Origin of the sequence: Streptomyces sp. NPDC050546 (genome assembly GCF_044457425.1) — a bacterium.
In the GTDB taxonomy this organism is placed as follows: domain Bacteria; phylum Actinomycetota; class Actinomycetes; order Streptomycetales; family Streptomycetaceae; genus Streptomyces.
The window spans coordinates 842312-863496 of the sequence record NZ_JBITGX010000001.1 but is presented as its reverse complement, the minus strand read 5'-3'; the positions used below and the strand labels follow the sequence as shown (position 1 = coordinate 863496).

At 71.6% G+C, this 21185-nt stretch carries 14 protein-coding genes; 2 read left to right on the top strand and 12 right to left on the bottom strand.

Annotation, left to right across the window (positions count from 1 at the left end; all coding sequences use genetic code 11):
• Positions 1-95: 95 nt before the first annotated feature.
• From ACIBK5_RS03755 to ACIBK5_RS03735, 5 genes are all read right to left on the bottom strand, one after another.
• Positions 96-1316: a metallophosphoesterase gene (locus ACIBK5_RS03755; protein WP_399015765.1), complete on the bottom strand. Its 1221-nt coding sequence runs from the start codon at positions 1314-1316 to the stop codon at positions 96-98.
• Positions 1317-1461: 145 nt separating this feature from the next.
• Positions 1462-2079 carry a hypothetical protein gene (locus tag ACIBK5_RS03750; protein WP_399015763.1) on the bottom strand — a complete coding sequence of 206 codons (618 nt, stop codon included), beginning with the start codon at positions 2077-2079 and terminating at the stop codon, positions 1462-1464.
• Entirely contained in the window at positions 2079-2429 is a 351-nt protein-coding gene (locus tag ACIBK5_RS03745) for a hypothetical protein (RefSeq protein WP_399015761.1), read from the bottom strand. The genes ACIBK5_RS03750 and ACIBK5_RS03745 overlap by 1 nt, the downstream gene beginning before the upstream one ends.
• Before the next feature lie 61 nt (positions 2430-2490).
• On the bottom strand, positions 2491-6237 hold the full coding sequence (locus ACIBK5_RS03740; protein ID WP_399015758.1) for a CHAT domain-containing protein: 3747 nt from the start codon (positions 6235-6237) through the stop codon (positions 2491-2493).
• Positions 6238-6507: 270 nt separating this feature from the next.
• On the bottom strand, positions 6508-7974 hold the full coding sequence (locus ACIBK5_RS03735; RefSeq protein WP_399015756.1) for a non-reducing end alpha-L-arabinofuranosidase family hydrolase: 1467 nt from the start codon (positions 7972-7974) through the stop codon (positions 6508-6510).
• A 548-nt stretch (positions 7975-8522) separates the two neighbouring features.
• On the opposite strand from ACIBK5_RS03735, the gene ACIBK5_RS03730 reads away from it, so the two are divergent.
• Positions 8523-9953: an endo-1,4-beta-xylanase gene (locus tag ACIBK5_RS03730; protein ID WP_399015754.1), complete on the top strand. Its 1431-nt coding sequence runs from the start codon at positions 8523-8525 to the stop codon at positions 9951-9953.
• A 69-nt stretch (positions 9954-10022) separates the two neighbouring features.
• Here the strand turns inward: ACIBK5_RS03730 and ACIBK5_RS03725 are convergent, their stop codons facing one another.
• A complete protein-coding gene (locus tag ACIBK5_RS03725) occupies positions 10023-11504 on the bottom strand; it encodes an aldehyde dehydrogenase family protein (RefSeq protein WP_399015753.1) in 1482 nt (493 codons plus the stop codon).
• A gap of 198 nt (positions 11505-11702) precedes the next feature.
• Here ACIBK5_RS03725 and ACIBK5_RS03720 point away from each other — a divergent pair, with 198 nt between their 5' ends.
• Positions 11703-12332 carry a hypothetical protein gene (locus ACIBK5_RS03720; protein WP_399015751.1) on the top strand — a complete coding sequence of 210 codons (630 nt, stop codon included), beginning with the start codon at positions 11703-11705 and terminating at the stop codon, positions 12330-12332.
• A 342-nt stretch (positions 12333-12674) separates the two neighbouring features.
• Here ACIBK5_RS03720 and ACIBK5_RS03715 read toward each other — a convergent pair whose 3' ends face one another.
• From ACIBK5_RS03715 to ACIBK5_RS03690, 6 genes are all read right to left on the bottom strand, one after another.
• On the bottom strand, positions 12675-12956 hold the full coding sequence (locus ACIBK5_RS03715) for a hypothetical protein (RefSeq protein WP_399015749.1): 282 nt from the start codon (positions 12954-12956) through the stop codon (positions 12675-12677).
• Positions 12957-13062: 106 nt separating this feature from the next.
• Positions 13063-14178 (bottom strand): class I SAM-dependent methyltransferase, encoded by a 1116-nt coding sequence (locus ACIBK5_RS03710; RefSeq protein WP_399015747.1) that lies wholly within the window; start codon positions 14176-14178, stop codon positions 13063-13065.
• Positions 14179-14237: 59 nt separating this feature from the next.
• Complete coding sequence (locus ACIBK5_RS03705; protein ID WP_399015745.1) at positions 14238-15422, bottom strand: glycosyltransferase; 1185 nt, start codon at positions 15420-15422, stop codon at positions 14238-14240.
• Positions 15419-16228, bottom strand: a complete 810-nt coding sequence (locus tag ACIBK5_RS03700; RefSeq protein WP_399015743.1) for an alpha/beta fold hydrolase — start codon at positions 16226-16228, stop codon at positions 15419-15421. Before ACIBK5_RS03700 ends, ACIBK5_RS03705 begins: the two co-directional genes overlap by 4 nt.
• Entirely contained in the window at positions 16225-16524 is a 300-nt protein-coding gene (locus tag ACIBK5_RS03695) for an acyl carrier protein (RefSeq protein ID WP_055517555.1), read from the bottom strand. Before ACIBK5_RS03695 ends, ACIBK5_RS03700 begins: the two co-directional genes overlap by 4 nt.
• Complete coding sequence (locus tag ACIBK5_RS03690) at positions 16521-21185, bottom strand: beta-ketoacyl synthase N-terminal-like domain-containing protein (protein WP_399015741.1); 4665 nt, start codon at positions 21183-21185, stop codon at positions 16521-16523. Before ACIBK5_RS03690 ends, ACIBK5_RS03695 begins: the two co-directional genes overlap by 4 nt.

Genomic DNA, 21185 nt, shown 5'->3' with positions numbered 1-21185 from the left:
GTTCATGGCGTCTTGATGCCACGCCATGAACCACCGGAGGTCGTCGCCCGGGGCACCGCCCTGCCGGGCCTTCGCAACCCGAACAGCGTCGAGTGCTACGGCGAGGTGGGCGGATGCGGGGAGCGGAGCACGAGCAGGGTGATCTCGCTGGGGGCGAAGAGGCGGAACGGCGGGCCCCAGAAGCCGGTGCCGCGGCTGGTGTAGAGGAGAGTGCGGGATCCGTGGCGGCTGAGACCGGCGAGGGCGGGCTGGTCGATGCGGACGAGGTGGTGGAAGGGCCAGATCTGGCCGCCGTGGGTGTGGCCGGAGAGTTGGAGGTCGATGCCGGCCGCTGCTGCCCGGTCGATGAATTTGGGCTGGTGTGCCAGGAGCAGGACGGGTAGGTCGGGGTCGGCGCCGTTCAGGGCTCCGGCGAGGTGGGCGCGGTGGCCTGCCAGGCCCGAGGACTCGGCGGTGACGTCATCCACGCCGGCGACCACGAGGGTGTCGCCTCCGCGTTCGAGCAGCAGATGGCGGTTGCGCAGCGGCTCCCAGCCCAGCTCGTCCATCAGGTCGACCCAGCCCTGGGCCTCGCTGTAGTACTCGTGGTTGCCGGTGACGTACACAAGGGCCCGGGTGGCCCGCACGGTTCCGAGCGGTGAGGCCTGGGCGCGGCGGCGTTCGGCCGTGCCGTCCGCGATGTCGCCGGTGTGGCAGACCAGGTCGGCTTCCAGGGTGTTCACCCTCTCGCACACCCGTGCCGACCAGCGGGCACGATCGAGTGGGCCGTAGTGGGTGTCGGTGATGAGGACGACGCGGGTGCCGTCCAGCCCGGGTCCCAGCCGTGGAAGTCGCACGTCGAGTCGGCGCACCCGTGGCACGCGGCGGGCCTCGAGGTGCCCCCAGGCGAGCAGCACGGTGGTGACGCCGAGGACCGCCCAAGTGACGATTCGGGCCCGGTCCTGACTCTCGCCGACGCCGGCCACGGTCAGGGCGAGCCGCAAGAGGACGCCGAGCAGAACGGACCAGGTGAACAGAACCCAGCTCGTGCCCAGCAGGGTGTCACCGAGGATCGCCGCCCGGTCCTGCTGACGTCGGCCGTGGCCGCGCGTCATCGCGAGCGGCATACCGACGAGGCCGAGGACGAACAGGGCGGTACCGACCAGCGTGACGGGCAGCGGCCAGTGCTGGCCGGAGTGCAGGAGCACCCAGCACGGCACGGTCCACAGCAGGAAGGGGGCGATCAGGGGCAGGTAGCGCATCAGGCGGTGCAGTCGGCTCCGCCGCGGATTCTGCGTTTCACCCTCGGCGGGCCGGGTGTTGCTCGTGTCGGTCACGCTTGCCCTCCCTGACCAGGCTGCTTTCCCGCGCACTGTATCCGGTCGCCTTGGGCCGGCCGGACCGGCGTTCATGGGCGCGGTCCCTCGGGGTGAAGGGTTCTCCGCGGGACACAGGGGCTCCGCCGCGGACACCTGGTCGGCATCAGGGCGGACACGCTTCGACCGGGCTCAGAGCTGAAGCGTGGTCGAGTACGACCCTCACCTCGCCCAGCTTCGTGTCGAGGACCACGGCGCCCGCGTCGAGGCGTACCACCGAACCGCAGACGGAGCCGGAAGGCGAGTCGACACGGAGCGCGGGACCCTTACGCGGCGGTCCGTACCAGGTCGTTGCGACAGCGGTGACGAGCAGTCCGACGCAGAGGAGCGTGAGGGCGATGCCGCGTCTGAGAGCGGCGGCAGCGGAGCGGGCCTCCAGGTGATCGGCGACCGCGCGGCTCTCCACCGCGCTCATGGGTACGACGGTGGGCCGGCCGTGAGCCGCTCGGACCAGCAGCAGGGCCCCCGCGAGACCCGCGATCAGCGCCAGCAGGAGCAGCACGCCGACTGCCACGGCCCAGGGGTCGGCGAGCTGGCCCACGTCGCTCCGGCCGCGGACCAGGCCGAATCCGATGAGCCCCGCCAGCAGCGCCCCCAGTGCGTTGCGCCAGGCGGTGGCGGCCTCGCGCACCCGGGGCAGTTCCGCGTCCAGCAGACGCCGGCGCTCCTGTGCGGCGCGCAGGTCCGCCGGTGCCGCGCTCTCGCCGGGTCCGACGGTCGGCATCAGGCGTCACCGCTGGAGATCCGCAGCACCCAGTAGGCGCCGCACCCCTTGTGTCCCTCCGGCCGGTCGGGGTGATGCCCTTCGCACGCACACACCACCGGCTCGTCACGGACATCCGACGCCGGACGTGGATGGGAGGGCCGGAACAGGGCGAAGACGCCTTCCCGCCCCCGGAAGACCATGTGCGGCAGCGCCACCTCCAACGGTGCGGCGCACCGCGGACAGGGACCGCTGAGCACGAGCAAGTCGGGGCCTGCCTTCCGCAGGGTGAAGGTCTCCGCGGCCCGCACGGCGTAGGCGGGATCCGTGGCCTCGGCGTAGGGGACGGGTTCATGCGGTGCGATGGTCAAGGTGTTCCTCTTGTCGGTGTGTGCGACCGACGCCGGTGTGCCGGTGTGTACGGTCGCCGGGTCACGGCCCTGTGTGGGTGAAGGGGATCCAGGAACTCGCGGGGAGAGCGGCGTCGGAACGGAGGCGTAGCAGAGCGGTGTGCAGGGCTTGGGCCGCCTTCTCCGGGTGCAGGACGCCCTCGGAGACCAGTTCCCGGTAGACGAGCCGGGCGACGTCCGCCGCGGCGTCGTCGGCGACCGACCACAGCGCGGCGATGACATGCCGGTACCCGGTGTAGTGCAGCACCGCGGCCATCGTCAGGGCCTCGTCCGGCATTCTGGGGCTGCCCACCGCGCTCTTGCAGGCCGACAGGAAGATGAACTCACCGCGATGGCTGAGTGCGCTGAGGTCACCGACCGTGAGGGTCTTGTCGAAGAGGGCCAGGCCTCCTGCCAGCGGATCCACGACGTTCTGATCACCATGACAGCTGAACTGTGTCCAACGGTGCTCCGGCAGCCGGGACTTCACCGCGTCCCATGTCGCGTCCGCGTTCTCGAGCAAGGTCAGCCGGTCGGGGAGCAGAGACGTGAGCACATCGATGTCCTGCCGTACCGCCTGGAGCGGTTCCTGCCCCGGGGTCTGTGACATGGCGACCAGGAGCATTCTCCCGTCCGGGGCCCCGTCCGGGGCGTGGTCGGATGCCTCCGGTGCTCTGAGCCTGGCCTCCAGCAGGGCTCGCAGGGTGGGCGTGTAGGAGGACACCACCCGGTCGACGACGGTCCGCCGGGGACCGTCGTGGGGGTCGGCGTGGTGACCGGCCGCGTGGAGAGGCAGGAGTGTCAACGCCCCTGTCGGGCACCACCACATGCGCGGCCAAGCCTCGCCCTCGGGTGTGTTCACGAACCCGAGATCCGCGAGGACGGGTCCGGCGATGTGGTCCCACAACCACTCCAGCACGGAAGCGAGTACCGTCTCGCGTTCCGTCTGGGCGTGGTGCAGCTCCTCTCTGGCAGCGGTGTAGGCGGTGACGGCGGCCCACCCTTGGTTGCCGCTGTCGAAGGCTTCGCGGGCCCGGAGCATGGCGTCCGCGGCGATTTCCACGTCGAGCAGTGAGCCGAGATATCTGTTGGCCTGCTCGACCAGCTCCTTCTCCGTGACGGTCGGCAGCGGCCTGACGCGCAACCGCCCCTCGGTGAGGATCAGCGCGTCGCAGCGCAGCGTGGAGATGTTGACCAGCACGACGGGGCCTTCCTCTCCCAGGGAGAGCAGCCGGTCGATACCGTGCGGCTTGAGGAAGTCCGTGAACCCATCGATCCGCCGGACCTGTTCGACCAGGTCGTCCCATTCCCGGGCCGGCGCGGAACGGTCCTGTGGTGCCGCACCCCCCTGAGGCTGTCCGGGAGACGGTATGGATGAAGGCTGGGCGGGCGCGTCGAGGAGCATACGGAGGTGATCGAGCCGGGCCGCGAGGTCGGGTGCGGTCTCTCGCAGCGCACTGAGGTCGGCCCGCGTGTCCAGGAGGCGGGACCACATCACGCCGCGTCCCTGCTCGGCCAGCTCCATCGCGCGTGCCGGGCTTCCAGCCCGCAGAGCGCAGGACGCGGCGAAACGTGCCTGGCCGGTGAAGCGTCTCAGCTGGTGCTGGCTGTCCGCCTGCTCCGCTCCACGCCACGCGAGCAGTGAGAGCAGACCGACCGCTGTCTCGGCGGCACGCACCGCGGTCGGCCAGTCCTCGCGTTCGGCTGCCAGGGAACACCACCTGGCCGCGGCGTCGATGCGGCAGGATGCGGCCGCGGAACCCGTCCGGGCGGCCTCGCCCAGCACGTCCGCCGCCTCGGCCGCGTCCTCTGACATATGCGTGACCGAGTAGCGCTTCCCCAGCACGGCACCGAGGCTGACCAGGAATCGGGCGCGTTCCGGATGGTCGGCCGGGCCGAGTCGGGTCGACCGTCTCAGGTGACGTACGGCCTCGTCGAGGTCGGGCATCCGCTCGCCCCGCTCGTACCGGGTGGCGAGAGCGGCGCCCAGATTGTGCAGATGGACACCCTCACGGGGGTGTCCCGGCGGAGTGGTGTGCACGGCTTCACGGAAGGCGGCCAGGGCTGCTTCGAGATCGCCCGGATCGCCCTGTGTACCGTTCCTGTCGAAACGTGTCGCCAGCCCTCCGCCGAGGTTGGACAGCAGACGCGGGCGCTCCGGGTGCGATGCGGAGGCGGTCGCGACGGCCTCCTTGTCGTAGGCGATCGCCCTGCTGATGTCCTCTTCGTCGAAGGTGCGAAGGAACCGGGTGCGAAGCACCAGGGCGAGATTGCTCAGGTAACCGATTCGGTGAGGGTGGTCCTCGGGAATGACCGCCACGGCCAGCGTTCCCGCCTGCACGGCTTCGTCCAGATCGGCGAGACGGCCACTGTGCTCGTGGCGGACTTGCAGGGCGTGGCAGAGGTTCGCCAGATAGGGAGCGCGCTGGAGGGGGTCGGGGGCCGCGCCGACGGCCTGTCGCAACTGGTCGACGGCGTCGTCGATGTCGCGGGAACCGCCGATGCGCATGAAGCGTCCGAGGTGGGCGCCTCCGAGGTTACTCAGGTCCGCGTGGGCATCACGCGGTGCGTCCTTCCCGCGTTTGCCGTCGATGGCCCGGCTGAGCGTGGCGATGGCCCGGTCGAGGTCCGCCATGTCGCCGCTTCGCCCGGATCGCTGCGTCAGGGCCGCGCCCAACGCGGATGAGTCGCCCGCGGAGTCGAAGAGTCCGATCGCTTCGTCGATGTCGTCCATGACCTGCATATGGTCGAACCTTTTCGCCAGGGCGATGCCGAGTGCGGACTTCGCCGCGGGCAGGCCCGGGTGGTGCGCCGCGGTGGAAGCGAGGTTCGCGCGCTGTGCGGCGATCGCCTCGTCGATGTCGTCCGACTTCCCCAACCGTTCGAACCGCGCCATCAGGGCCTTGGAGTGGGCCGACATGTGCTGATGCCGGTTCGGGTGACTGAAGTCGGCACGAGCCAGGGCGTGCCGGGCTGATGCGACAGCACGGTCGAGGTCCTCGAGAATCCCACCACGCTCGAAGCGATCGATGAGCGTGGTGGCGAGATTGGAGAGGTAGTCGGGGTGGTCGGGATGATTCGGCGGCGTCACCTCGATGGCGCGGCCGACCAGCCGGACCGCCTCGTCCAGGTCCGCGGCGGACGCGGAGGACCTGGCTCGTGCCGCGAGGGCCGAGGAAAGGTTCGACAGGCGGATCGCGTTGTCCGGGTCGAGCTCGACGGCATGTGCAAGCAGGTCGATCGCCGCCGCCAGATCCGCCGGATCCCGATTCCGGCCATGGCGTACCTGGAGGGCCATCCCCAGGTTCGCCTCCACTTGAACAGACCAGTCCGGTCCGGCCGCCCCCGCCTCACGAAGAAGCTCGATGGCCCCGTCCAGTGCTCCCTCGTCACCGGATGCCAAACTGAGCGCCAGCAGAGCCTCGGCTCGTGCGGACAGCAACTGGGGATTGCCGTCGCCCGCTTCGGGCGGCGCGTAGAGCGGGCGCAGTTCGTACGGCAGCAATTCGGCGTCGGTCGAGGCCAGCCGGCCGAACCATTCCAGCGCCACCTGGAGGTCGGTGCCGCGTTCGTCCCCCAGCAACTGCCACCGGATCCAGTGCACCCAGGCCACCGTCGCGGCCACTTCGTCGGGCGGCCCCTCGGTGGACAGGCTCGTCATCCGCACGAGACGCGCCGCTGCGGCGACCGCGTCGGGGGCCAGCACGCCGGAGGGATCACCGTGTGTGAAGAACGCGAGAAGGCGTTGCTTCACCGTGAAATGCAGCTGCTCCGGGGATACCTCGAACATGTCCATGTTGCTCCGCACATCGCGCCGATCCAGGACAGCGGACTCCCCGCACCACGCACTTCCTCGTCGACGCCCGGAACACCCCCGCCCATCATCGGACCATACGAACACCCCGCTCCTTCTCTGCCCAACTGATGCAATTCAATGCCGAATTGATGCTTTCTGCCGCATACCGAACATGGGCGCCGCTCGGATCGGTCGATCCTGGGCGGGACCGGAGCCGACTGACGCTTCCGGGAGCGTTGCCGCCCCCGGAGTCGTGTCATGCCGTCAGCGCCGCAGTGTCAGCAGACCCGGACGGTAGGGCAGGAGGCCGTAGTCGCCGCCGGAGTCGGGGCTGCGGCCCTGGTAGAGCAACTGCAGATTGCAGGGATCGACGGTCATGGTCTGGTCGGGGCTGGTGCGGATCAGTTCGCCGTGGCTGATGTCGTTGGTCCAGGTGGCGCCGCTGTTGGCCTTGCCGGCGAAGGGATTGCTCTCGGTCGCGGCCTGGGGTGTCCATGAGCCGTTCAGGCTGGTGGCCGTGAACGAGCGGAAATAGCGGCCCTGCGAGCCGATCGCCTCGACGATCATGAGGTAGCGGTTCTGGCCCTGGAGCTTGTAGACCTGCGGGGCTTCGAACAGGTTGTTCCTCGTATCGCTCATGATCACTGTCGAGGTCGTGCCGAAGCTGCCCGGGAAGTTCCCGATCGGCATGCTGGCCCGGTAGATCTTGCCGTTGTCACCGGCGAAGAACAGATACATGTTCGACCCGTCGGCGATGAGCGTCTGGTCGATGGGTCCTGTTCCGGAGTCGGCGATGCTTCCGGAGAAGAGCACCTGCTGGGACGACCAGCCATTGGGGTTGGTGGGGTCGCTCGACGTCCGGTAGGAGAAGGCGGTCCCGCCCCACTGGTAGGCGAGCACCCAGATGTTCTTCGGCGCGAAGTAGAAGAGTGTGGGCGCGACGGTGGAAGCCGACATCGTGTTCTGGCCGGCCGAGGCCATTTCCGACCAGTTGGTGAACAGGCCGAAGTTCATCGAACCCCACTTCGTCCCCGTGTCGTGCGTCGTCGCATAGACGAGTTGCCTGCCGTTGTAGGGGACGACGGTGAAGTCCTTGAGCGAGACCCACCCCGGCTTGGGCTGCGCCAGTGCGCCCGTTGACGTCCAGCGGTATGCCGACGGAAGTTCGCACGGGCCGGAGTTGTCGCCGCCGACCTTGACGAGCTGCCACTGCTGGTTGGCGCCGCCCCAGTCGTCGTACTGGACGATGTTCGCGCTGTCGGCGGTGGAGGCGCCTTGTACTTCGAGGGCCTTGTTGCTGTGGCGCGAGATGAGCCGCACATGGCCGTCCGAGCTGTCGGCCAGGCGCCACTGCTGGTTGGTGCTGTTCAGGTCGGCCCACTGGACGATCGAGCCGCCGTTCGCGGTGGACCAGTTGTGGACGTCCAGCACCTTGCCCGAGTGGCGGGACTTGATGCGGTAGTAGCCGCCGCCGGAATCGACGAACTGCCACTGCTGCTGGCTCTGATCGTTCCTGGTCCACTGGGTGATGCGGGCACCGTCGTTGGTCGCCCTGTTGTAGACGTCCAGGGCCTTGCCGCTGTTGCGGTTGACCAGCACGTACGAGGCGTTGGGGTCTACGGTCGCCGCGGCGGCGGGCTCGGCGCCGAGGAAGGCGGCCACGAGCAGCAAGGGCGCAAGGGCGGCGAGCAGGCGTCTTGGACGGATCGGGGACGGGTGGCGAAACCACATCAGAGCGCCTCCTAGGGGTGGGGGTGAGGTGACCCCGATGAACCGCGGAGCGGGCATGCCGGAGGGCAGAGAATCTCGAAAGTTTCGAAGAATTCCCGAATGCTTTGACGCCACAAGCTAGGAATGAGGGGCCGACTGGTCAAGGCCTGTCGCCGATCTGGCCACAAACGGCGCCTCCCCGTCGGCGTGAGCCGTGGTGGCCGCATGCGACTGTCGGCTTCCCGGGGCTCCGGAATGTTTCGGATGAGGAACCGAAACTTCTTCTGCGGGGAGTATTGACGACCATCGTCAATGCCTCAATCCTCCCTGTCGGAGAGCCAGCCCTGGTTCGAGATGTCGACGCCTACGGCCCTGGGCAATCTGTGCTGCACCACGCACAACTGCACGACAGATCCGCGCACCAAGCACCTGCGCCACTCCGTCTCGTTCCGCGACGCCGCGTCCCGCTCCCGGGTTCCGGCCCGCCCCGTCCGCCTGCCCAGTGCGAGCGGACGACGCATTCCCCCGCGCTTCAGTCCCTGCGTGATGTCCACCTTGGAGGCACAGCCATGAGCTCGTATGCCCTACCCAGACCCGTGACCCGCCGGAAGATCCGCAGCCTGCTGTTGGTGCTGCTCATCGGCGTCCTCGGTGCGGTCGCCGCCCTGGTCGCGCCGCCGACCGCACACGCCGCGGAGAGCACGCTCGGCGCCGCGGCGGCGCAGAGCGGCCGCTACTTCGGCACCGCCATCGCCTCGGGCAGGCTGGGCGACTCGGCGTACACGACGATCGCGGGCCGTGAGTTCAACTCGGTGACGGCCGAGAACGAGATGAAGATCGACGCCACCGAACCGCAGCGGGGCCAGTTCAACTTCACCGCCGGCGACCGCGTCTACAACTGGGCGGTACAGAACGGCAAGCAGGTGCGCGGCCACACCCTGGCCTGGCACTCCCAGCAGCCCGGCTGGATGCAGAGCCTCAGCGGCAGCAATCTGCGCCAGGCGATGACCGACCACATCAAGGGCGTGATGGCCCACTACAAGGGCAAGATCGCCCAGTGGGACGTCGTGAACGAGGCCTTCGCCGACGGCAGTTCGGGAGCCCGGCGCGACTCCAACCTGCAACGCACCGGCAACGACTGGATCGAGGTCGCCTTCCGCACCGCGCGCGCCGCCGACCCGGCCGCCAAGCTCTGCTACAACGACTACAACGTCGAGAACTGGACCTGGGCCAAGACCCAGGCCATGTACGCCATGGTCCGCGACTTCAAGCAGCGCGGCGTGCCGATCGACTGCGTCGGCTTCCAGGCGCACTTCAACAGCGGCAGCCCCTACAACAGCAACTTCCGCACCACCCTGCAGAACTTCGCCGCCCTCGGCGTCGACGTGGCCATCACCGAACTCGACATCCAGGGCGCCCCGGCCACGACCTACGCCAACGTGACCAACGACTGCCTGGCCGTCCCGCGCTGCCTCGGCATCACCGTCTGGGGTGTGCGCGACACCGACTCCTGGCGACCGGAGCACACGCCGCTGCTGTTCAACGGCAACGGCAGCAAGAAGCCCGCCTACACCGCCGTCCTCGACGCACTCAACGGCGGCTCCTCCACGCCCCCTTCGGGCTCCGGACCGATCAAGGGCGTCGGCTCAGGCCGCTGCCTTGACGTGCCCGGCACCAGTACCACCGACGGCACCCAGCTCCAGCTGTGGGACTGCCACAGCGGCACCAACCAGCAGTGGACGTACACCGCCGCCGGCGAGCTCAGGGTCTACGGCAACAAGTGCCTCGACGCCGCCGGCACCGGCAACGGCACCAAAGTGCAGATCTACAGCTGCTGGGGCGGCGACAACCAGAAATGGCGCCTCAACTCCGATGGATCGGTCGTCGGCGTCCAGTCCGGCCTCTGCCTCGACGCCGCCACAGGCGGCACCGCCAACGGCACCCTGATCCAGCTCTACTCCTGCTCGAACGGCAGCAACCAGCGCTGGACCCGCACCTGAGGGCAGCAGCAGGGCAGCAGCAAGGCGGTGGAGGCAGGACCGCTCGGCAGGGCGCCTCCACCGCCGACGTCACGGGCCCGCAAGGCTCCCCGGCACCGGCCCCGGTGCCGTCATCCAGCGCCACTGGGTGAACTGCTCCAGGCTGGCTGTGCCGCCGATGCGGGAGCCGTTGCCGGAGCTGCCCATGCCTCCGAAGGGGGCGTTCGCGGCGTCCTTGGCGGAGACGTCGTTGATGTGGACCATGCCGGTGCGCAGCCGCTCGGCGACAGCGGTCGCCCTCGGTACGGAGCCGGAGTGCACGGCAGCCGTCAGACCGTACGCGGTGTCGTTGGCGATCTCGACGGCCTCCGCCTCGCTGTGAAAGGGAACGACCGGGGCGACGGGGCCGAAGATCTCCTCGGTGAAGGCGGGCATGGCTCGCCCGACGTGGTCCAGGACGGTGGGCGGGTAGAAGAGTCCGTCGCGCCGGCCGCCCGTGAGCACTCGCGCCCCGACGGCCACGCTCTCGTCGACGATGCGCTCGATCCTGGTGGCCTGCTGCTCGCTGATGACCGGTCCGGCGCTGACGCCCGCCACGCGGGGGTCGCCGACGCGCACGGCCCGCGCGTGCTCGACCAGCGCGTCGGTGTACGCCTCGACCAGGTCGGCGTGGACCAGGTGGCGGCCGGCGGCGACGCACGCCTGTCCCTGGTATCCGAAGGTACTCGCGGCTCCGGCCAGGGCGGCCGCCTCCACGTCCGCGTCCTCGAGGACGACGAGCGAGTTCTTGCCGCCGAGCTCCAGGGAGACCCGCTTCAGCCCCTCACCCGCCACTCGGGCCACGGCGCGGCCGGCCTCGGTGGAGCCGGTGAACGCGACCATGGCGACATGGGGATCCGCCGCGACCGCCTGCCCGGTCTCCGCTCCGCCCGGCAGGACGTGCAGCACCGCGTCGGGCAGTCCGGCGTCCTCGAAGAGCCGCGCGACGAGGACACCGCCGGACACCGGTGTGAGCGGGTCGGGTTTGAGCAGCACGGTGTTGCCCAGCGCGAGGGCGGGCGCCAGCGCGCGCATCGCGAACAGCAGCGGCGCGTTCCAGGGGTTGATGACACCGACGACGCCGAGCGGCACCCGCCACGCCAGACTCGTTCCACCGGGGGCCTGAGGAGCGAGGACCTCACCCCGAGGCAGGGACGCCAGTCCGACGGCGTGTGTCAGTTGCGCGAGGGCGGCGGTGATCTCGTAGTCGCCCTTGGCGGGGACGCCGGCCGACTCGCGGACGATCCAGTCGCGCACGGTGTCGCTGCGTTCACGCAGGGCGGCGGAGGCGCGCAGCAGGACCTCGACCCGATCCGAAGGAGCCACCGCCGCCCAGTCGCCGGCAGCCTGGGCGGCCCGGGCGCCGGCCTGAGCGACGTCCGCGGGGGAGGCGATGCCGACGTCGGCCAGCGTGTGCCCCGTGGCCGGTTCGATCACCCGGCGGGTTCCGCCGTCGGGCTCGCGCCAGCCCGCGCTGTAGATCTTCCCGGCCCACTCGGCTGGATCCGGCCACCTCGTGCCGTTGACAGCCATGGATGCCGCCCTCCGCCCGGGGCTCGGTGCCGCCGTCCTGCCCTGAGGATCATTCGTGCATGTCTGCCACTCTCACTGTCCAGTGTCGTATCAGGTGAAGGTGCGACGCACCTCGGCTTCACGGCTGGCCGGCACGTGACTCATCCTCGGCTGAAACTCACCGTCAGCCCCGTCAGAAGGACTCAGTAGTTTGGCGGGATGAGCGATCAACGGAGTGTGGAGACGGCCTGGCGCCGCCTCACGGACTGGCTGAAGGCGAATGCCCCGGTCTCCTACGCTTCCTTGCTGCCGCCCGCCCCGGAGCAGGCCATTGAGACTGCCGACGCCCAGCTGAGGCATCACCTCGACTTCGGCCTTCCGGCCGAGCTGGGCGATCTCTGGCGGCTGTGTGGCGGTGTGGAGCACCAGTACATCGAGGCCAATGAGGAAGCGGGCGAGGTTGGCTCGGGGGCGTTCTTGCCCGGCGGGATCCTGCTCGGCCCGGCGGCCGCGCTCAGGCCGCGGCTGCCCGAGATCGGCCGCGGCGACGTGTGGGGCTCCGCGGTGGTGCCGTGGCTGACCGGCGACGAAGCCGGCCCTGAGTACGGGCACTACGTGGGCGCGGGCGGCGTCGGCCACTGGTCGCTGCCGGACGATCTGGCCTGCGACAAGCCTGGCTGTCCGTCGATCGCCGCCTACCTCGAAGCCGTTCACCGCACGCTCACCGAAGGGCCGGCCGATGCCATGGGCCCAGATGTGCCCGGTCTGGTGTGGGGCTGCCTGATCTGGGACGACCCCGAGGCGCCTGAGCTGGAAGACGCGCTGGAGCACTGGAGCCCCGTGCACTGACCCGTCCCCCCGCCCGGGACCCGCCTGGCTGACGCACCCCGGGCTCCGCGTTGAAAGGGCTGGGCGCGAGACGCCTGACTGGGTGAAAGGTCAGGTCAGGCGCCCTTTCAGGTGCCCTCTAGAAGAAGCCCAGCTTCTTGTGACACCTGAGGTGCTTCTGCCGCCGTGCACCGACGGGGAGTCTGCGTGGACGGGGACCTGATGCGACGGGCATCGCCGGGCTGCTCCGGAGATGCCCGTCGTGCAGTTGGACAAGGTGCCTCGGCAGGACCCGTCTGTGCAGCTCGTGCCGATCAATGCCGTTTCCTGGCTCGCATTCCCTGATGTGCTCTTGGGGCCCGCTCACCAGAGGGCGCCCTGCTCGGCTGACGGGCTGGGCGCCGGAGGTGTCGCGGCCAGGTGCACGCGCGTCTTGGTGTTGATGGCACGAGGTTCCGTCGCTACGGCACCCGCGTCGCGTAGCTGTCGGACGGCATCGATCACCTTGCCGGGCTCGTAGACGGTTTCCAAGAGGGCGTATCGCTTGAGTTCTGGGATGGTTGGCCCGTCGGGAGCCCCGGAGATGAAGTCGCGCAGGATGCGTCGCAGCGGACCCGTATCGGGTTCGCATACGAGGTTCAGCATCTGCTGTGGGGTGTCCCTGGGGTCGCGGTAGCGGACTTCCGTGGGAAGGGTCCACCTTCCACATGGCGTCTTTCATCCTCTCCAGTCCCAGCTCGTGCTGGGCTGGTCACTCCTCGCGGCGGGCGATCACCCGGAAGGCGTTGGAGAAGCGGCTGCGGCGGATCAGCGGGGCGAGGAGCCGGTCCAGGGCGTACATCGGGAAGCAGAACGGTATGCCCGCCCAGAAGACCGTCTTGGTGACCGCGGCGCCGAGCCGGCCCCGGGGCTCGGGCAGCCAGGGCTCGTCGCGGAACGGCAGCAGCCGCAGCACGTACAGCCCTACGAGCGCGGTGAAGTCCACGGGGATATGGGACTCCTCGCGGTCCGTCGCCACCACCGTGAAGCCCAGCTCGGTGAGGGCCCGGCGCAGGTTCCTCATGGTCACGAAGTGCTGGTGCTGAGGCTGGAACCACGGCAGCCAGTACCGGCCGAAGAGGCGGCCGAAGGGCGACTCCGGGTTGGGTACCTCGATGATCAGGTGGCCGCCGGGGCGGAGCACGGTGTGAACCGCGGCCAGTTGGGCCTTCGGGTCCGTGGTGTGCTCCAAGCAGTGGAACATGCTCACCGCGTCGTACTGGCCGGCGAGTTCGTCCGCGAGGTCGGGCAGAAAGCCCTGGTAGGCCCGCTCGATGCGCCCCGACTGCTGCGCCCCGAGCACATGGGCGCCGATGTCGAGCCCGTCGAAGGTGGTGCCGGGCAGTGCTTCCCTGGCCGCCAGGCAGAAGTCACCGCCCGCCGTGCCGACGTCCAGCCAGCGCTTCGGCCGGGCGTGCCGCCGCATGGCCGCGGCCCGGTCGCGGTTGCGTTCCCTCGCGGCGTCGCTGTCCAGGGCGCCGCCGATCTTCTCGGCGTACAGGCCGTCGTAGAAGTCCCGGTAGTAGAAGTCCAGTCCGGCCGCGCTGAGCTGCGGGTTCTGGAACGTGTGTCCGCAGTCGCGGCACTGGTCCAGGGTGAAGGTGCCGGGCTTTCGCTGCAGGTGGTCCTTGGTGCGCAGGCGGCGACGCAGTTGCCGCGCGCCGCACCAGGGGCAGTCGGTGCGGCGCGGCTCGAAGAACCGGGCGATGCCGTCGGCCAGCTCTGCCTGGTACGCGGGGCGCAGGCGGGCGACGCGTTCGGCGTCGGAAGCAGGGGGCGGTGGGGCGGGTGTGTCGGGGGTGTCAGGGGGTTGGTTCGTGGTGGCCATGTCCGTGGTCTCCTCTCGTTCCACTCTTCGGCACGGCGGTCGCCCTGCCGGTCGGTCGCTCACCGCTCCCGTGACTCCTGCGGCTCCCGTGGCTTCTGTGCCGCGAACTTCTCCAGGTACGCCGCCGCGGCAGCCGCCCCGCCCGCCGCACGGAAGGAGTCCCCGACGCGCCGGGCCGCCGCGCGGTAGGCGGGCCCGTCGAGTACGGCGTCGAGGGCGGCACCGATCCGTCGGCGGTCGGCGCGCCCGAAGCGCACCCGCACTCCGGCGCCGGCGCCGGTGACCTGGCCGGCGATCAGTGGCTGGTCGTCCCGGATGGGTGCGACCACCAGCGGTACGCCGTGCCACAGGCACTCGGCGACGGTGTTCTGCCCGGCGTGGCTGACCATCGCTGACGCCCGTCGCAGGAGCGGCAGTTGGGGGATCCGGGGCAGCACCAGGAGGTCGGCGTCGGACTCTTGGTCGAGTACGCCCCCGGGGTCGGCGAGTACCGCCTGCAGCCGCCGCCCGCGCTCCCGCGCGGCGGCCGCGCACTCGGCGAGGAAACGCGCCCCCAGGTCGGTGTTGGCAGTGCCGAGTGAGACCAGGACGGTGGCCCGGTGCTCGTCGAGCCACTCCCAGGGGAAGTCGGCGGCCGGGCGCCCGGTGAACGCCGGACCGACGTACCGCAGCTGCGGCAGCTGAGGGCCCGGGCCCGCGAGTTCGGGCGTGGTGAAGGAGAGCACCAGGTCGGGGGAGAAGCGCGGATCGTGGGTGCGCCCCGGGTCGCCGAGGCGGGCGCGCAGCTCCGCGACGAGCCCGGCGGTCCATCGAGCCACCTTCGGCATGCCGTCCAGGGCGTCGCTGAACTCCGCCGGGGTGGTCGACGCGGTGGCGTACGGCACCCCGAGGCGCTCGGCGACGAGGGCACCGGCGAGGGTCTGCTGGTCGGCGACGACGACATCGGGCCGGAACCCCTCGACCGCGCGGCGCACACCGGGCGCCATCGCCCCGGCGAGCGGCACGAGGAACTCCTCCCACAGGAAGCGCAAGGCTGCGGCACCGCGCAGGGCAGCCGGACGTTCCGGGAGCGGGGGCACGTCGCACGGGTACACCTCGGCGTCGGGCCCGGCCAGTTCCCCGACGAACCCGGGCAGTCCGGCCCAGGCGGCCCGGTGCCCGCATCTGGTCAGCTCGGCGGCCACGCTGACCGCCGGGTTGACGTGCCCGACCAGGGGCGGCACGACGAACAGAAAGCGGCTCACGGCGCGACCAGCTCCCGGTGGCCGTCCCGTAGCCAGTCGAGCAGCAGCGGGACGACCGTCTCGGGGGTGCCGACGAGCACGGAGTGCCCGTGCCCGGGCACCGTCAGGGTGCGGCAGCGGGGCAGCAGCGATTCCAGCCAGGGCGCCGTGTCGGCCAGGTCGGAGGTGGCGCCGTACACCGCGCAGACCGGCACGTGCAGGCTCTGCCAGGACTCCTCGGCGGGGACGGGGCAGGACGCGATGTCCTCGGCGATGGAGGTGCCGTGCAGCAGCCGGGTGGCCCAGCGCACCAGGCGGGCCTCGTGGCGGCCGTAGGTCTCCTCGATCCACGGCAGGGTGCGCTCGTCGTGGAGCTGGTGGGCGGAGCCGGCCAGGATGCCGCTCATCTTCTTGGCCCAGGCGGCGGTCGGCGGCTCGGACTCGAGCATCAGGATGCCGGCGACCCGCTCGGGGCGGCGCAGTGCGTAGGCGAGGGCGACGGTGCCGCCGAAGGAGTTGCCGATCAGGTGGACGGGCCCTTCCAGGGCGAGGGCGTCGAGCAGCGCGTCCAGGTCGCTGCTGAAGTCCTCGACGCCGTAGCCGCGCGGCGGGCGGGAGCTGCGGCCGTGGCCGCGCTGGTCGTACATCACGACGTCGTGTCCGGCTGCCGCGAGCGCGGGCGCGATGGTGAAGTAGTAGCTGGTCAGATTGTCGGTGGCGATGCCGTGCACGAGAACGACCGTCTGGGGCGGGCCCGGTGCCGGGGTGGGTGCGCCGCTCAGCCGCTCCACGTTCAGCCGGATCCCGCCCGCCTCGATCGTGGTCACCGCAGGCACCCCGCGATGTACTGGACGAGTTGTCCGACGGTCAGTCCGATGATGTCGGAGAGTTCGAGCGAGGCGAACCAGGCGGGGAAGTCGACCCGGTCGCCGTAGCGCCCGCCCAGCTCGGCGGTGAGCGTGACCAGGTCGATGGACTCCAGGTCGAGGTCCTCCACGAAGCGGGTGTCGGAGGTGATCGGGGTGTCGTCCAGTTCGAGGTCGTCGAGGACCGTGTGCAGCGCGTCGGTGATCTCGGCGAGGACGGCGGCATACGCGGGGCCGGTGGTGGCGGGGCTGGTCATGACGGGCTCTCCTCGGTCCAAGCGACGGTGTAGGTACGGGTGGGCAACCCCGGCGGGTTGGTCACATCGGCGAGCCGGACGCGCCGCAGCCGGCCGGAGGGCGCCCGGACCGTGAGGGCACGGGCGCCGTCTTCGACCTCGACCGCCGTGAAGTCCCGCGGCCGGCCGCCCAGTCCGGTGCCCTCGGCCTTGGCCGCGGCCTCCTTGGCGGCCCAGAAGCGGGTCAGCGGGCCGGGGCCGCCGCCGAGCCCGGTGAAGAGCGCCCGCTCGTCCGGGGCCAGGATGGCGTCGTAGGCCGTTTCGGGGCGCTCGACGATCTCCTCGATGTCGATGCCGGTGCCGGTGCCAGGGCTGTCGGCGGCGGGGTGGACGAGTGCGACGGCGGCCTCCCGGCAGTGCGCCAGCGACAGTTCCAGAGGCGGGAGTTCTCTGCCGTGTACGCCCTCGGGGCGCGGTCTGCCGCCAGGGTCGTTGGCGACCCGTATCTCGGCGGGGAAGACGGGGCCCGCGCCGTGCGCCCACAGGTGGCGGCGTACGGCGTCCTTGGCGGCGATCCGGCCGAGCAGCCACTGGCGCCGGCCGCGCGGGGGGCGTCCTGCGTACTGCTCGCGCTCAGGGCCCGCGAGCTGGCTGCGCATGTAGATCTCGAGGGATGCGGGGTCGGGCCAGCGTTCGAAGACCAGCTGCCAGCCGCCTTCCTGGGTTTCCGACAGAGTGTTGTGCTCGGGCCAGCGTTTGACCGGATCGACCTCGGGCGGCGAGTCGAAGCGCCGGTCCCGCCAGCCGCGGATCTCGGCCCAGACCTCGCCGTCGCGGGCGAGCTGCGCGTCAGCCACCAGGGCGGTGTCCGTCACGGTGGTGACCCTGATGTGGCAGTCGAGTGCGGTGCCCTGTTGCGGGGGCGGGCCGTGGAAACGGATCTCCTCGACGCCCGTCGGGAAGACGATGGCGCGGTCGGGGTGCGTGGCCATCAGCCAGTAGCCGAGCAGCTGACCGACGTTGTCGAGGAGCGCGCCGGGCGCGGACGGGGTGGTCAGGACACCGCGGACGTGCCGCTCGCCGAGCGCGCCGATCTCGGTGACACCGCGGAACCGCGGCCCGTGGAACATCCAGCGGTCGTCGTACATCTGCCGCGCGGACACAGCCGGACGGCTCTCCGGGGCGTCCGTCCGCCACGGCTGTGGGCGGGGCGCGGTGCCGTGCCCGTGGGCGGTCTCGACCGTGGCGCGGGCGAAGCGCCCGAACTCCACGGCGTACCGCCCCTGTCCCTCGGGCCGGGCTGTGACCGTGGCCTCGGTGGGCGGGGCGGCGACGGTCCACTGCAGGAACCGGGCGTCGTGCACGGCCACGGCCCTTCCTGGGCCGGGCACGGCGTCGATCATGTGCTGCACCAGGGTGGTGGCGGGCACCACCGGCCAGCGGTCGGCGATCTCGGGCCAGTGCGCGGGCTGCCGGAAGAAACAGTGGTCGGCGAGGTACGGCATGGTGTCGAGTGAGATGCGCAGGGTGGTGGCGCGGGGTGTGGCGGCAGGCGGTGGCACCGCCCCGGTCGCCGAGGGCTCGGGGGGCGGCGCCGCGGGCGCGGTGCGGCGCGGGGCCGCTGCCGCGGCGAACAGTTCCGCCAGTTCCGCTGCCGTGTCCGCCGTCTCGCCGAGCAGCGAGCGCAGTTCGGCCGCCACGGGGCTCCGCGCGGCCACGGCCGCGAGCCGGTCCAGCCCGGGTGCGGGTGCCGCGCGCAGGGTGCTGCGGAGCCGGTCCCGGGTGGCGGCGTCGAGCGAGACGAGCCCGGAGCCGAGGGTGAGGGGGACGGTGACGGTGACGGGGGCGGGAACGGCTCGCGGGCTCTCCTTGGCCGTACGGACGGTCTGCGCCGTAGGGTCGGTCTCCGCCGTACGGGCAGGTGCCGCCGTCGACCGAGGCGTGGCCCCCGCCCGCAGCGCCGCGAAGTTCGGCTCGGCACCGTGCGACCAGAGTCCGGCCGCCACCCGGTACAGCTGCGAAAGCCCGCTGTGCCGGGGCGTGTTGGTGCTGAGCGTCAGGCACGCGTGGCTGGTGAGGGTGTCGTCCACGAGAGCCGGCAGCTGGCCCTGGCCCAGCTGTACGAAGGCCCGGAACCCGGCGTCGTACAGGGCCGTGGTGAGCTGCCGGAAGCGGACCGGTTCGAGCAGGTGGCGCAGGAAGAGCGCGCGCGCCGCGGCCTCGTCGGCCGGGAAGGGCGCGGCGGTCGTGGCGGACCAGACGGGCACCCGGGGCGGGTGCAGCGTGAAGCCGCGCGCGGCCTTCTCGATGGAGGTGAGGTACGGGGCGAGCATCGGCGTGTGGAAGCCGGACTCGAAGGGCAGCAGCCGACCGAGCACTCCCGCGCCGCGCAGCCGCCCGGTGAGCGCCTCGACCTGGTCGTGAGGCCCGCAGACGACGGTCTGGTGGGGCGCGTTGTCGTGCGAGACGACGACGTCCGGGTACGCCGCGAGCTCGGGATCCACCTGGTCCGCACCGGTGCCGAACGCGGCGAAGGCGAGCCCTGGGACGCGCAGCGTGGCCGGGTCGAAGTCCCGCAGGAAGGCGTCGACCTCGGCGTCCGCGTACATCCCGCCGACCGCCATCGCCGTCCATTCCCCCACACTGTGCCCGGCCAGCGCGTCCGGCCGGACGCCGATCCGGGCGAGCGCTCCGGCGAGCAGCCGGCCGAGGCCGACGACGGCCGCGCCGTGCCGGGCGACGTCGCCCACGCGGGCGTCCGGCCAGTGCGGCGCCGGCAGGCCGAAGTGGCGGGCGACGTCCTTTGCCCGCGGCTCGAACTCGGCCTCCAGCCCTGGGCAGAGGAAGGCGATCTTCCCGCCGCCCGTGCCGAGCACCGGCCGCGGCGCGCACCAGACGTCGCTCCGGCCGCCCCAGGTCCGGGCGCGGGCGACGGCCTTGCGGGCCAGGGCGAGGCGGCGGCCGGTGGGGTCCAGGACGGCGACGCGGGCGCCCCCGGCTCCTCTCGCTCCGCCCTCCGCGGCGGCCGCGCGCAGCTCGGTGTCGTCGGCGTCGAGCAGTTCGGCGAGGTCCTGCGGGGTCGCGGCGGCGAGCCGCAACAGCCGGGGCGGCTCGGCCACTTCGGCACGGTCCGCGCAGGCCGCAGGCCCCGCGCCCGGGCCGCCGGGTGCCGGGGCCGCAGGCGCGACGGCCGGGGCCGATGCCGGTGCGGGAGCCGACGCCGGGGCAGGCGCCCATGCGGGGGCAGGCACGGGCTCCGGTACCGACTCCAGGACGACGTGGGCGTTGATCCCGCCGAAGCCGAAGGCGCTGACCGCCGCACGCCGGACGTCCCCGTCCCAGGTCCGGGCCTGCTGGGCCGGAGCGAAGCGGGTGACGCGGAGCGCCGGGTGCGGGTCGTCGCAGTGCAGGGTCGGCAGGAGCATGCCGTGGTGCACCGCCAGGGCCGCCTTGACGAGGCCCGCCACACCCGCCGCCGGCATCGTGTGGCCGATCATCGACTTCACGGAGCCGATCACGGCGTCGGGCCCGGCGTCCGGGTCCGGCGGCCCGAACACCTCGGCCAGCGCGGCCAGTTCGGCCCGGTCGCCGCCGGGGGTTCCGGTGCCGTGCGCCTCCAGGAGGCCGAGCGACCCCGGTGCCGCCGGGTCGAGCCCCGCCGCCGCCCAGGCGAGCCGGACGGCGCGGGCCTGGCCGCCGGGGTCCGGGTTGACCAGGGAGCCGGCCCGGCCGTCGCCGGCCACGCCGACGCCGCGGACCACGGCGTAGATCCGGTCGCCGTCGCGCCGCGCGTCCGCGAGCCGTTTGAGTACGACCACGCCGGTGCCCTCGCCCATCAGCACGCCGTCCGCGTCCCGGTGGAACGGGCGGATCCGCTGGGACGGCGACAGCGCCCGCAGCCGGCTGAAGACGGACCAGAGCGTGATGTCGTGACAGTGGTGTACGCCGCCCGCGAGCATCACGTCGCAACTGCCCGCGGCGAGCGTGCCGACGGCCTGGTCGAGTGCGACGAGCGAGGAGGCGCAGGCCGCGTCCACGGTGTAGGCGGGGCCACGCAGATCGAGCCGGTTGGCGACCCGGGACGCCGCGAAGTTGGGCACGAGGCCGATCACCGACTCGGGGCTCTGCTCCCCGCCGAGCGCGGCCGTGAACGCCATCCGTACCGCGTCGAGCCGCTCGCCGTCCAGCTCGGGCAGTAACTCGTGCAGGGTGCGCACCAGTTGGGCTGAGGTGCGCATCCGCTGGTCGAGTCGGGCGAGTCCGTCGCTCAGATAACCGCCGCGGCCGAGCACGACACCGACCCGGGAGCGGTCCTCGGGCAGTGCGGCCTCCCCCGCGTCGGCGAGCGCGGACGCGGCGGTACGCAGCGCGATCAGCTGGTCGGGTTCGGTGCCGGGCACGGAGTCCGGCATGAGTCCGAAGGCGGTCGGGTCGAAGGCGGCGAGCGCGTCGAGCCCGTCGACGAAGCCGCCGCGGCGGCAGTAGACGCCATCGAGGCCGCGCCGTCCGTCCGGGTCGTAGTAGGTGTCCGCGTCCCAGCGGGCCTTGGGCACGTCTGAGATGGCGTCAGCGCCGGTGACGAGGTTGTGCCAGTACGCGGCCAGGTCACAGGCGCCGGGCAGGGTCACCGCCATGCCGACGATGGCGACGGGCTGCCGGTGCCGCGGGGCGGTCGGTCGCAT

Coding starts and splice junctions, on each gene's coding strand:
- ACIBK5_RS03715 (WP_399015749.1), bottom strand. CDS start 12,956: ATGCTGAACCTCGTATGCGAACCCGATACGGGTCCGCTGCGACGCATC.
- ACIBK5_RS03695 (WP_055517555.1), bottom strand. CDS start 16,524: ATGACCAGCCCCGCCACCACCGGCCCCGCGTATGCCGCCGTCCTCGCC.
- ACIBK5_RS03720 (WP_399015751.1), top strand. CDS start 11,703: ATGAGCGATCAACGGAGTGTGGAGACGGCCTGGCGCCGCCTCACGGAC.
- ACIBK5_RS03690 (WP_399015741.1), bottom strand. CDS start 21,185: ATGCGACCGACCGCCCCGCGGCACCGGCAGCCCGTCGCCATCGTCGGC.
- ACIBK5_RS03730 (WP_399015754.1), top strand. CDS start 8,523: ATGAGCTCGTATGCCCTACCCAGACCCGTGACCCGCCGGAAGATCCGC.
- ACIBK5_RS03710 (WP_399015747.1), bottom strand. CDS start 14,178: ATGGCCACCACGAACCAACCCCCTGACACCCCCGACACACCCGCCCCA.
- ACIBK5_RS03735 (WP_399015756.1), bottom strand. CDS start 7,974: ATGTGGTTTCGCCACCCGTCCCCGATCCGTCCAAGACGCCTGCTCGCC.
- ACIBK5_RS03740 (WP_399015758.1), bottom strand. CDS start 6,237: ATGTTCGAGGTATCCCCGGAGCAGCTGCATTTCACGGTGAAGCAACGC.
- ACIBK5_RS03725 (WP_399015753.1), bottom strand. CDS start 11,504: ATGGCTGTCAACGGCACGAGGTGGCCGGATCCAGCCGAGTGGGCCGGG.
- ACIBK5_RS03750 (WP_399015763.1), bottom strand. CDS start 2,079: ATGCCGACCGTCGGACCCGGCGAGAGCGCGGCACCGGCGGACCTGCGC.